Genomic DNA, 12,518 nt, shown 5'->3' with positions numbered 1-12,518 from the left:
CATTTTGTTGCGGGGCCGTTAGATCGCTGCGGCTGCCACCTGGTTTTCCTCGGCAATTTGCTTATAATGAGGGCACTCGTGCATTCATAGGGGAAAGGACTCACCGTTATGGCCGACGATGCCACCGTGCAGCCCGCCGTCGATCCCGCCCTCGGAGACGGCGCGCCTCGCGACAAGAAGGACGAGCCCTGGTTCAAGCGCCTGTCGCTGACTACCTGGATCTTCATCGCGCTCATCCTGGGCGTGTTCGCCGGCGTCGCCCTCCAGGGTGCGCCGGATATCGCCGACACCTACATCAAGCCCTTCGGCACCATCTTTTTGAACCTCATCAAGATGATCGTCGTGCCTTTGGTGTTGTTCTCCATCATCGCCGGCGTCGTATCGCTCGACGACGTGAAGAAGGTGGGGGCCATCGGCGGTAAGACCATCCTGTTCTACCTGGTTACCACTGCTTTCGCCGTCACCCTTGGCCTCATCTTCGCCAACGTGATGAACGTGGGCGCAGGCTATGTGATGGACACCGGCGATTTGTCCTACGAGGCCACTGACCCGCCGTCGTTCATCGACACCATCGTGAACATCTTCCCGAGCAACTTCTTCCAACCCATGGCCGATGCCACCATGCTGCAGGTGATCGTCATCGCCGTGGTATTCGGCTTCGGCATGATCGCCGCGGGGAAGAAGGCCAAGCCGGTCATCGACATCTGCAACGCCCTGTCGGACGTGTGCATCGCCATCATGCGCGGCATCATTCTCGTGGCCCCCTTCGGCGTGTTCGGGCTCATCTGCCCGGTCATCGCCAACAACGGCATCGACGTGCTGCGCCCGTTGCTGTGGCTCATTGTGGTGGCCTACGTGGCCATGATCTGCCAGATCGCGCTCGTGTACTCGGGCATCATCAAGGTGTTTGCCCGCATGAGCCCGCTCAAGTTCCTGAAGGGCGAGATGCCCGTGATGGGCTTCGCCTTCGCGTCGGCTTCGTCGGTGGGCACGCTGCCCATCAACATGGAATGTACCGAGAAGATGGGCGTGTCGAAGGAGGTCACCTCGTTCGTGCTGCCGCTCGGCGCCACTATCAACATGGATGGCACCGCTATCTACCAGGGTGTGTGCGCTATCTTCATCGCCCAGGTGTTCGGCATCGATCTTACCGTGGGCCAGCAGCTGACCATCGTGATGACCGCCGTGCTGGCCTCCATTGGCACCGCCGGCGTACCTGGCAGCGGCATGATCATGCTGGCCATGGTGCTGCAATCGGTGGGCCTGCCCGTGGAGGGCGTGGCGCTCGTGGCCGGCGTGGACCGCATCCTCGACATGATGCGCACCACCGTGAACGTCACCGGCGATGCCGCCGTGGCCACCTGCGTGGACGCCATGGAGAAGCGCGCTGCTGCCCGCAAGGCTCGCAAAGCCGAGAAGGCCGCGGCATAGCCGGCACAGCTCCAAAGTCGTTTCGGCGGACTGGATCAAGGTCGCAACGCCGAGAAGGTGGCTGCGTAACCGGCATAGGGCCACCAAGCACAAACGAGGCCCCCGACCGTTCGGCGAGGGCCTCGTCCATGGGGAGGGGCTGATTAGGCGAGCATCTGGTTGACGCAGGAAAGGCCTGTGCTCATGCTGGAGACACCGCTGTTGCCGTCGGAGCATTCGCCCACGACATAGAGGCCCTCAATACCCGCACCGTCGGCCGTGAGGGCCTGGTAATCGGGACCGATGGCAACGCCGCCGATGGTCACATGGGCGGCCCAGGTACGCGGGGAGGCGTAGAAGGGAGCCTCGACGATAGCGTCTTTCTCGCTCATGTTCTCGCGGCCGAACACCGTGTCCGCCACGTCTCCACGTGCAATGGCGTTGTAATCGTCAACTGCCTTCGCAAGCACCGAGGGGTCGGCGCCGATCATCTGGGCCAGCTCCTCAAGGCTGTCCGCCCGGAAGAGCTTGCTCTCCTCGATGAGCTTGTCCGCGCTGTAGCCCTGCTCGTTGTAGCCGTTCACAAGGCCGGAGTTGAGCGCGTCGCTGATGATGAACAGCTTCTCCTCGGGCTGCTTCATCACAGCGGCGGACAGGGCGAAGCGATCCAGCGACTCGTTGATGAAGCGCTCGCCGTTTACGTTGACGAAGAGTCCCAGGCCGGCATTGCCGACGATGGTCTCCGTCGAGTAATCGATGGAGTCGGCAATGGGGAACACCATCTGGCGCCCCATGTTCTTCAGCTCGGCTCCCAGGCCCTCGGCAAGCACGTGGCCATCGCCCGTGTGGCCGTAGCTGTTGGTCGTCGGGATAACCGTGGACTCATCCCAGGGCCACATCTCGTTGTACTTCTTCAGCAGATCGGGATTGCCGGAATAACCGCCAGTAGCCAGAATGACGCCACGGTCCGCCATGACACGGTAGGTGGTGCCGTCGGCGCACTGGCCAGAGGCCCCCACCACGGCCTTGCCATCCACGATCAGCTCGGAAACGGGCGTCTCGAAGAGGAAGGTGATCGGGAGACTCTGGGTCTCCACCGTGTTGTCGAACACGCTGAAGAAGCCCTCGCCGTTCTCCTTGTCCACCGCATGGGCCTTGCGCGGCCACGGGAACCCGACGATGCCGACCAGCGTGCCACTCACGGTGTAGCCCTGATCGAAGAGCCAGTTGTTCAGATCGTTCACCTTGTGGGCATAGGGGAGCCAGTACTCCTTCGCCGGACCGCCATTGCGCGAGGCGTAGTCCAGGGCGTAGTACTCCATGGAGTCGTACACCTTCGTGTTGCCCGCGGCGAAATACGCATCGAAGTCGGCCTGCACGGCATCGACGAAGTCCTTGGGAACGCCATTGTCCAGGCTCTTCTGGAGCGTCGCGTGGAACATGTCGCGGTTGCCGTCCGTCATATCGGGCTTCATGTCGTCGACGCCTTCGAACACCTCGAGCCAGCCACCGCTGACCAGCGCGTTGCCGCCAGCATAGGCGGTTTTCTCGAACACCACCACATCCAAGCCCTGCTGGGCCGCGGCGACGGCGGCGGCCATGCCGGCACCACCGGCGCCGCACACCACGAGATCTGCCTGGATCTCCTTGGTCTCATCCGACTTCTCCGGCGATGCGGCCTTCTTCAGCGCCGAAGCGTCTCCATTCGCCTGGTTGACGCAATCAGCCACGCCCTCGATGATGGCCATACTCGTCAGCGTGGCGCCCGTCACGGTGTCTACGTTCAGGCTCTGCAGCTCCACGATCTGCTGCGGCACCCGCTCGCGAGCCGGGGCGCTGATGCGCTCGGTGTCTTCGAACTCCACGATCTCGACGCTCTCGATGGCGCTTTCGGACATGCGCACCTCGACAGTCACCGGGCCCTTCTTGCCGGGCGCGGACGCCGTATACGTCCCCGGGGCAAACGCCGCGGTCGAGGCAAGTCCATCTCCCGACGATTGCACCTCGGGAGCGCACCCCGCAGACACGAGAGCAGCCTGGGCGGCGGCAATGGCCGCGCAGGCGACAAACGTCCTACGCGAAAGTGAGATGTTGCGCAGCGTGGGGAAAACCTCAGCAGTGTTAATTTCCTTCATTCTTGCCCTCCTCGATCCATACTTCCTTTTCCTTTACGCAGCGGTATAATTCCGCCGCGAAGAGAATCGGGGAAAAGGGGTGGCAGTTCATCGCCCCCGATGAGCTAAATGCCCGCGATTCACTCGTTCATTTTGTGTTAAATGGCAGGTGGGGACAGGTTATTTGATGACGCGACGCGAAAAAGGCTACTTGCGCGAACAGGATTCTCCGAAGGAGTCGATCTTGCCCGCTACGGTTCGGCTCGCCTTGCTGCCCGGCCTCATTTGGGGCTGGCTGCTCATATCCATGGGGCAGACGGCGATCGCGGGGGCCGGCTCGGACGCTTCGCCGGCAATGCTTTCCTTCTCGTGGCAGATAGCTTTTATCGCCCTGCTCGCCATCTCTCTCCCTCTCGCCAAAAAAGGCCGACCCGCGCCCTCGCTGTTCGCATCCCTCGCGTTCGGCCTTGCAACTGCGACGCTCTTGGTTGCCCAGCCTCTCGTTCCTTCCGGCGAGCTCCTCCAATACCTCGTTCTTCGCCAGGTGCTCATGGGCGCGGCCTGCGCCTCGCTCCTCTGCCTCTGGTCGCGCATGGCCCGACCCCTTTCGGCTCGGCGAGGATCCCTCCAAATGCTTTGCGCGGGGATAGTGGCCGTGCTTGCGCTCACCGTCTACATGGCGCTGGCCGTCCCCGCACGCTTCGGGCTTCTCGTGCTGATGCTCGTCGCCGTCGCCCTTGACGTTCTCCTTGCCCCGCTGCCCCCGGAAGAGGAGCCTCCGGCGGCGCCGGAAGATCGACCCGAGTTCTCGGCGCTCGTGCCCCTGGCTATCTGCGCCTACAGTTTGCTCAGCTTTGCCTTCCGCACCGTGTTCACGCCCTCGGCAGGTATTTCGATTGCCACTACATCGTTTGCGGGCGTCGTGGTCACGGGGGCTTTCGTGCTCTACTTCCAGAGAAGGTCCTTTGCGCTGCGCACGGGCCTCTGGCTTGCCTCGGGCTTCGTGCTGCTTATCTGCCTGAGCGCTCTGCTTGTCATCCTGTTTCCCGAAAGCGGCTTATACCTCATCGCCTTCCTCCTCAACACGGCGGCGTTCCTCCTGGGAGGACTCATGTTCTTTTTGCCGGGCATGTTGGCGAGGACCGTCGGAAAACCCGCCTGCCTCGGCTTTCGCCTGGCCGCGTTTCTGTTCTTCGCATCGCGCCTCGCAAGCGAGATTCTGGTTACGGTCTTTGCCCTCGATCCTCCCTCGTCTTTGGTGCTCGCCCTGATCTTTCTTGTGATCTCCCTGCTCGTGCTGATATTCGGGTTCTTCTACACTGGCCTTCCCCATCGATCGCCGGCCGCCAGCGCCTCGCCGCTCGAGGACAAATGCGCTCGCCTCGCAAAGGAGCACGACCTCACCGAGCGGGAAGCGGCCGTTCTCGTTCCCCTGGCCAAGGGGCACACGGTAAAGTCCATCGCCGAGCAATTCACCGTCTCCTTCCACACCGTGCGCTCCCAGGTGCGCAGCATCTACCTGAAGCTGGGCGTCCATTCACGCGAGGAGCTCCTGGATATGCTCGAATCGTTGTCGTAAGCGCCAGCCCCCAGCTTCGCAGCACGGAGGCTTTCATCGTCACCGCGGTCACGATGTCGCTATCCACACGGACGGAAGGACCTTCGTGACCAAAAGCGCCCCGGGTCTTGGCTGCCCGGGGCGCTTGCTGTGAAAGGGGTATGCGGTTGAGTAGCGCGCCGGCTTCCGGTGTCGCTGACCGAGACCTCTGAACGCTGTCCGTCCGCGACCCCAAGTCGCTCCATGAAAGCATGAAGGAGCGAAGCGCCTGAGCCGAAGGAGAACAGCGGAGCGGGGGTTCGGGCGATAATGCCGGAAACCGGTGCGCGGAGGGGCGAGGTCGCCCCTCCTTTTACTAGGCGATGGGATCCTCGCCGAGGTCGCCGCCCGACAGGGTGTCCAGATCCTGCAGGGCCTCCTTCGGGTCGGCCCCGGCGGTGAGGAAGCTGGGATCGTCCAGGTTCAGGCCGTCCAGGTCCATGGGGCCCTCAATGCGGCAGGCGTAGTTGCCCTCGGCATCCAGATCGATGAGCACGTGGCTGCGGTCGCGCAGCTCGCCGGAAATGACCTTCTCGGCGATGCGGTCCACCACCTCGCGCTGGATGAGGCGCTTGAGCGGGCGGGCGCCGTACACCGGGTCGTAGCCGTCGATGGCCAAGTGCTCCATGGCCGCCGGCGTGACGTCCAGGGTGATGTGGCGCGCCTGCAAGCGGTCGCGCACCTCCTCCAACTGCAAATCCACGATAGGCTCGATGGCCGAGATGGACAGCTCGTTGAAGGTGATGACGTCGTCGATGCGGTTCAAAAACTCGGGGCGGAACGTGGAGGACAGGGCGTCCTGGATCTTGTTCGCGAACTCCTGCATACGCTTGGCGGCCTGCTCGGGCGTCATGGACATCATCTTCTCGGCCATCTCGCCCATGGTCTCGCCGCCCGTGGCCTGGGCCTCGTCGAAGGCACGGCCCTCGGCGGCGTGCTCGCGGATGATCTGCGAACCCACGTTGGAGGTCATGATGATGATGCAGTTCTTGAAGTTCACCACGCGGCCCTGGCCGTCGGTCAGGCGGCCGTCATCGAGCACCTGTAAGAGGATGTTGAATACATCGGGATGGGCCTTCTCCATCTCGTCGAGCAGCACCACGCAGTAGGGGTTGCGGCGCACGGCCTCGGTCAGCTGGCCGCCCTCGTCGTAGCCCACGTATCCCGGAGGCGCCCCGATGAGCCGCTGCACGGAGAACTTCTCCATGTACTCGGACATGTCGATGCGCACCATGGCCTTCTCGGAATCGAACAGGTACTCGGCGAGCGTCTTGGCCAGCTCGGTCTTGCCCACGCCGGTGGGGCCGAGGAACAGGAAGCTGCCGATGGGACGGTTCGGGTCGGACAGGCCCGCGCGGTTGCGGCGGATGGCGCCGGCCACCACGCCCACGGCCTCGTCCTGGCCGATAACACGGCCCTTCAGCACTTCCTCCAGGTCAACGAGCTTCTCCATCTCGCCCTGCATCATCTTGGCCACGGGAATGCCCGTCCAGGCGGCCACCACCGAGGCGATCTCCTCCTCGGAGACCTCCTCCTTCAAAATGGCGCCGTCCTGCTGCTTCGTCTTCACGGCTTCCTCGGCCACGTGCAATTGTTGCTGCAGCTGGGGAATGCGCGAGTAGCGAATCTCGGAGGCCAGCTGCAGGTTGCCCTCGCGGGTGGCACGCTCCTCATCGAGCTGGGCGCTTTCCAACTCGGCCTTGAGGTTCTGCACGCCCACGATGGCGTCCTTCTCGTTCTGCCACTCGGCCTTTTGGGCATCCAGTGCCTCGCGGGCGGCGGCGATATCGTGGCGCAGCTTCTCCAGGCGCTCCTGGGAGGCCATGTCGGTCTCCTTCATGAGAGCCTGCTCCTCGATCTGCATCTGAATGAGCTTGCGCTCGGCGGCGTCCACCTCCTCGGGCATGGAGTCGATCTCGATGCGCAGGCGGCTGGCCGCCTCGTCCATAAGATCGATGGCTTTGTCGGGCAGGAAGCGGTCGGTGATGTAGCGGTCGGACAGCTCCGCCGCGCTCACGATGGCGCCGTCGGTGATGCGCACGCCGTGATGGATCTCGTACTTCTCCTTCAGACCGCGCAGGATGGCGATGGTATCCTCCACCGTGGGCTCGCTCACGAGCACCGTTTGGAAACGACGCTCCAGGGCGGCGTCCTTCTCGATGTACTTGCGGTACTCGTCGAGCGTGGTGGCGCCGATGGCGCGCAACTCGCCGCGGGCGAGCGCCGGCTTCAGCATGTTGCCCGCATCGAGCGAGGAGTCGCCGCCGGCACCGGCTCCGACGATGGTGTGCAGCTCGTCGATGAACAGGATGATGTTGCCGTCGGCTTCCTTCACCTCGCGCAGCACGTTCTTCAAGCGATCCTCGAACTCGCCGCGGTACTTCGCACCGGCCATCATGGCGCCCAGGTCGAGCGACACGATCTCGCGGTCCTTCAGGGAAGAGGGCACATCGCCGGCCACGATGCGCTGGGCCAGACCCTCCACGATGGCGGTCTTGCCGGTGCCCGGCTCGCCGATAAGCACCGGGTTGTTCTTCGTGCGGCGCGAGAGCACCTGAATGGTGCGGCGAATCTCCTCGTTGCGGCCGATGACCGGGTCCAGCTTGCCCTCGCGAGCTTGCTGGGTAAGGTTCTGGCCAAACTGCTCCAAGGCCTCGAACTGGGTCTTGTCGGTCTGGGAAGTCACGCGGGTGTCGCCGCGCAGGCTCTCGTAGGCCGCTTCGATGTTCTTGCGGGTGATGCCCGCCGTGGTAAGGATACGGCCAGCCGCGCCCTTGTCCTCGGACAGGGCGATGAGCAAGTGCTCGCTCGTGGCGTAGCTGTCGCCCAACTTCTCGGCGATCTTCACCGAGTTGTCGATGACCTTGATGAGGTCCTGGCCGGGAATGGCCATGGGGGCCGCGCCGGTCTGCTTGGGCATCTTGGCAATCTCGTCGGCCACGTTCTGGGACAGCCAGACCGGGTCGGCGCCGATGCGCTTCACGATGGCGGCGAGATTGTTCTCGTCGGAATCGAGCAGCGCCTTCAGCAAATGAATGGGCTCGATGACGGCCGCATCGGCCTCGCCAGCCACGCCCATGGCGCTCTGGAAGGCCTCCTGCGCCGTCACCGCCAGTTTATCTAGTCTCATGGTTTCTCCTTTAAGGCAGTCGTCGGGGCGTCACGCGGACGATGGCGCCGACGGTTGCGCGGTTCTCCAGTTCTCGCACGCGATCAGCGAGGCGTCGCACGCGGCCGTGCAAGTCCTCCACCTCGCCTTCGCGCTCGTCGAGCCGGCTCTGCAGATCAAGGATGCGCGTGACACCGGCGAGGTTGATGCCCTCGCTCGTCAGCTCGTTGATGAGGTTGAGCCGGTCGATGTCGGCCTGGGAGTACATGCGCGTGTTGCCGCTCGTGCGACAGGGCGTCACCAGGCCCTTTTGCTCGTAGGAGCGCAGGGTCTGGGGGTGCACCCCCGCTAGCTCGGCGGCAATGCTGATCATGTACAGCGGCCGGTTCCTATCGTCTAATCCCATGGTCTGATCTCCTTATCCGTTGCCGCTTGGAAATCTTCCATGGCCTTGGTCTGGGCCTCGTTCATCTCGGTGGGCACTTCCACCGCCACGCGAATCTTCAAGTTGCCGAACTGGCCCTTGTTCTTCACATCGGGCGCGCCCTTGCCCTTGATGGTGAGCACCTTGCCGTCTTGAGTGCCGGCGGGCACCTTCACCTTGATCTTCTTGCCGTCGGGCGTGGGCACCACGATGGAGGCACCCAGGGCCGCCTCGGCCACCGTGACCGGCAGCGTCACCGTCACGTCGGCCTTGTCGCGGCCGAAGTAGGGATGCTCGTCGATCTTCGTGGTGATGAGCAAATCGCCGGCCGGGCCGCCGTTCTCGCCGAGGGCACCCTGGCCGCGCAATCGCACGCGGCCGCCGTCCACGGCGCCGGCGGGCACCTTCACCGTGTGGGTGTCGGATTCGCTCTTGCCGGGAATGCGCACGGTGATGCGCTTCTCGGTGCCCTGCATGGCCTCGTCGAACGTCACATTCAACGTGACGTTCATATCCTGGCCGCGGCGGGGCTGGGGCTGCCCACCGAAGCCGCCACCGAAGTCCCAGTTGCTCCCAAACGCACCTTCACCGCTGCGAATGCTCTCCAGAATGTCGGCCCAGCTGCCGCCGAAGCCGCCACCGGTGGTATAGCCGCCCCCGCCGCCGAAGATATCCTCGACGTTGAATCCCTGACCGCCGCCCCATCCGTGGGGAATCTGATTCTCGTTCGCGGTTCCGTACTGGTCGTAGAGATTGCGCTTCTTCTCGTCGCTCAGCACCTCGTAGGCCTCGTTCAACTCCTTGAACTTGGCCTCGTCGCCGCCGGCATCGGGATGATGCTTGCGGGCGAGCTTGCGGAACGCCTTCTTGATCTCGTCGGCCGTGGCAGTGCGCGGAACGCCTAGCGTTTTGTAATAATCAGGCGTGGACGCCATTCGTTCCACCTCCGTTACTTTTGTCTCTTGAACGCGAGAGCGGACCCGCAAGTCCGCCCCCGATCAGTCTTACTCTTCTTCCGGCTTCTCCCGCTTGGGGCCTCCTGTGGTGATGGTCACCATGGCGGGCCTGAGCACCTTGTCGCCCATGCGGTATCCGAGTTGGTATACCTGGGCGACGGTCTCGTCGGGAACGCTGGGGTCGTCCACCGTGCCCACGGCCTGACAGGCCAGGGCGTCGAAGGCCTCCCCCTCGGGGTTGATGACCTCCAAGCCGCCCTTGGCAAGCGTGTCGGTCAACTTGGCCTGCACGGCTTTCACGCCGCCGAGCAGCCCGGCCTCGCCGTTGGTCTCGGCGTAGTCCACCGTGCGCACGAAATCGTCCAGCACTGGCAGGAGGCTCTCCATGAGCTTCTCCGTGGCCCGGGCCTTCTCGGCCTCGCGCTGCTCGGCCATGCGGCGGCGGTAGGTGTCCCACTCGGCATGCAGGCGCACGTACTTGTCCTGCCAGTCGGCCGCTTCGGCCTTGGCGGCGGCCACGGCCTCGGACTCCTCGATTACGCCGGCCACGGCTTCCGCGGCGGCCTTCTCGAGCTCCTCGTCCAGCTGACCGTCCTCATTGGCCTCGATCACCTCGGCATCGGCGATAACCTCCGCCGGCGCGGTGCCATCGGCGGGGGAAGCCGCCGCGGGGGCGGCTTCCTCGGGTTCAGGGGTAGAAGAGGTGACTTGGTCCTTATCGGGCGTCGTCATCGGTCTTACTTCCCTTCCTTCTCGTCGTCCACGACCTCGTAGTCGGCCTCGATGGTGTCATCGGCCGGAGCGGTCTCGGCAGCAGCGGCCTGGGCGCCGGCGGCAGCGCCCTCGGTGGAGTACACGACCTCGGCCAGCTTGTAGCCCGCCTGCTGGATCTTCTCCGTGGCGACCTTGATGGCGTCGATGTCGGTGCCCTCAAGTGCGGTCTTGGTCTCGGCGATGGCCTCCTCGGCCTGGGTCTTGGCGTCAGCCGGCACCTTGTCGCCCAGCTCGTCCAGCGTCTGCTGGGTGGCGTTCACGAGCGCGTCGGCGTTGTTGCGCACCTCGGCCTCTTCCTTGCGAGCGGCATCCTCTTCGGCGTGCTGCTCGGCATCCTTCACCATGCGGTCCACTTCGTCATCGGACAGGGCGGTGGAGCCGGAGATGGTGATCTGCTGCTGCTTGCCGGTGCCCAGATCCTTAGCGGACACGTTCACGATGCCGTTGGCGTCGATGTCGAAGGTCACCTCGATCTGCGGCACGCCGCGGCGGGCGGCCGGAATGCCGGTCAGCTGGAAGCGGCCCAGGGTCTTGTTGCCCGCGGCCATCTCGCGCTCGCCCTGCAGGACGTGCACCTCAACGGAGGTCTGGTTGTCGGCGGCCGTGGAGTAGATCTCGGTCTTGCGGGTCGGGATGGTGGTGTTGCGCTCGATCATCTTGGTCATCACGCCGCCCATGGTCTCAACGCCCAGGGACAGCGGGGTGACGTCCAGCAGCAGGATGCCCTGCACGTCGCCGGCCAAGACACCGCCCTGCACAGCCGCGCCCATGGCCACCACCTCGTCCGGGTTCACCGACATGTTCGGGGCCTTGCCGGTGAGGGTCTTCACCAGCTCCTGCACGGCGGGCATACGGGTGGAGCCGCCAACGAGGATGACCTCATCCACCTCGCCCATCTTCAGGCCGGCATCCTTGAGCGCCTGCTCAACGGGCTTCTTGCAGCGATCCAGCAGGTCCTTGGTGATGCGCTCGAACTCAGCGCGGGTAAGCGTCAGGTCCAGGTGCTTCGGGCCGGAGGCGTCGGCCGTGATGAAGGGCAGGTTGATGTTGGTCTGGGTGGTGGAGGACAGCTCCATCTTCGCCTTCTCGGCAGCTTCCTTCAGACGCTGCAGGGCCATGGGGTCCTTGCGCAGGTCGATGCCGTTCTCGGCCTGGAACTTGTCGGCCATCCAGTCGATGATGCGCTGGTCCCAGTCGTCGCCGCCCAGGTGGTTGTCGCCGGCGGTGGAGGCTACCTCGAACACGCCGTCGCCCAGCTCCAGCACCGACACGTCGAAGGTGCCGCCGCCCAGGTCGAACACGAGAATCTTCTCGTCGTGGTCGACCTTGTCAAGGCCGTAGGCGAGCGCCGCCGCGGTGGGCTCGTTGATGATACGCAGGACCTCAAGACCGGCGATCTTGCCGGCGTCCTTGGTGGCCTGGCGCTGCGCGTCGTTGAAGTAGGCGGGCACGGTGATGACGGCCTGGGTGATGGGCTGGCCCACCTGCTTCTCCGCGTCGGTCTTCAGCTTCTGAAGCACCATGGCGGAAATCTCCTCGGGGGTGTAGTCCTTACCGTCGATATCGATGACGGCGCGGCCGTCCTTGCCCTTCTGAACCTTGTAGGAAACGGTCTTCTGCTCCTCGGGGGTCTCGTCGAAGGAGCGGCCGATGAAGCGCTTCACGGAGGAAACGGTGTTCTCCGGGTTGGTGACGGCCTGGTTCTTCGCGGCCTTACCCACCACGCGCTCGCCGTCCTTGCGGAAGCCCTCGACGGACGGGGTGGTGCGGTCGCCCTCGGCGTTCACCAGGATTTCGGGCTCGGAGCCCTCCATGACGGCCATGGCGGAGTTCGTCGTGCCCAAGTCGATGCCAAGAATCTTAGCCATTGTGTACTGCCTCGCTTTCACAGTTCTGGTACAGATGAATGATATTGGGGTGCAGTATAAAACCTTAGTCTACTGCTGTCAAGTTTCCTCAACGTCATTCAGTAAGCAAAGCTCACTTCCCCGCACAATACGCCCCCCAATGCGGGAAGTCACCGATCAGAAAAACTTTGTTACCGAACCAAAACAATGCCGTCATCAGGGAGAATATAAGAATCTCCCTCACCCAATCCTCGCCACAGAGCGCCTCCTTCCGCTATGAAGGTTAT

At 63.9% G+C, this 12,518-nt stretch carries 7 protein-coding genes and 1 pseudogene; 2 read left to right on the top strand and 6 right to left on the bottom strand.

Features of this window, described 5'->3' with window-relative positions; genetic code table 11:
- Positions 1 to 108: 108 nt before the first annotated feature.
- Positions 109 to 1,431, top strand: coding sequence for a dicarboxylate/amino acid:cation symporter (locus AAK988_RS05230; protein WP_369873735.1), 1,323 nt, complete (start codon positions 109 to 111; stop codon positions 1,429 to 1,431).
- A 143-nt stretch (positions 1,432 to 1,574) separates the two neighbouring features.
- Here the strand turns inward: AAK988_RS05230 and AAK988_RS05225 are convergent, their stop codons facing one another.
- The gene (locus tag AAK988_RS05225) at positions 1,575 to 3,545 is read right to left on the bottom strand and encodes an FAD-dependent oxidoreductase (protein ID WP_369873736.1); all 1,971 of its coding nucleotides are present in this window, start codon (positions 3,543 to 3,545) and stop codon (positions 1,575 to 1,577) included.
- Positions 3,546 to 4,155: 610 nt separating this feature from the next.
- On the opposite strand from AAK988_RS05225, the gene AAK988_RS05220 reads away from it, so the two are divergent.
- The gene (locus AAK988_RS05220; protein ID WP_369873737.1) at positions 4,156 to 5,103 is read left to right on the top strand and encodes a helix-turn-helix transcriptional regulator; all 948 of its coding nucleotides are present in this window, start codon (positions 4,156 to 4,158) and stop codon (positions 5,101 to 5,103) included.
- A gap of 460 nt (positions 5,104 to 5,563) precedes the next feature.
- Here the strand turns inward: AAK988_RS05220 and AAK988_RS05215 are convergent.
- The 5 genes and pseudogenes from AAK988_RS05215 to dnaK form a co-directional block, all read right to left on the bottom strand.
- Positions 5,564 to 8,251: pseudogene (locus tag AAK988_RS05215) on the bottom strand (ATP-dependent Clp protease ATP-binding subunit); the annotation flags it as partial.
- Between the two features lie 10 nt (positions 8,252 to 8,261).
- Positions 8,262 to 8,636 (bottom strand): heat shock protein transcriptional repressor HspR, encoded by a 375-nt coding sequence (locus tag AAK988_RS05210; RefSeq protein ID WP_016310227.1) that lies wholly within the window; start codon positions 8,634 to 8,636, stop codon positions 8,262 to 8,264.
- Entirely contained in the window at positions 8,627 to 9,589 is a 963-nt protein-coding gene (locus AAK988_RS05205) for a DnaJ C-terminal domain-containing protein (RefSeq protein ID WP_369880470.1), read from the bottom strand. The genes AAK988_RS05210 and AAK988_RS05205 overlap by 10 nt, the downstream gene beginning before the upstream one ends.
- 69 nt (positions 9,590 to 9,658) lie before the next feature.
- Positions 9,659 to 10,342 carry a nucleotide exchange factor GrpE gene (locus AAK988_RS05200; RefSeq protein WP_016310225.1) on the bottom strand — a complete coding sequence of 228 codons (684 nt, stop codon included), beginning with the start codon at positions 10,340 to 10,342 and terminating at the stop codon, positions 9,659 to 9,661.
- Positions 10,343 to 10,347: 5 nt separating this feature from the next.
- Entirely contained in the window at positions 10,348 to 12,252 is a 1,905-nt protein-coding gene (gene dnaK / locus AAK988_RS05195; RefSeq protein ID WP_369873741.1) for a molecular chaperone DnaK, read from the bottom strand.
- Positions 12,253 to 12,518: the final 266 nt, after the last annotated feature.

It is taken from the genome of Adlercreutzia muris (assembly GCF_041223505.1).
Lineage (GTDB): Bacteria > Actinomycetota > Coriobacteriia > Coriobacteriales > Eggerthellaceae > Adlercreutzia > Adlercreutzia muris.
This window is presented reverse-complemented; position numbering and strand designations above follow the sequence as displayed.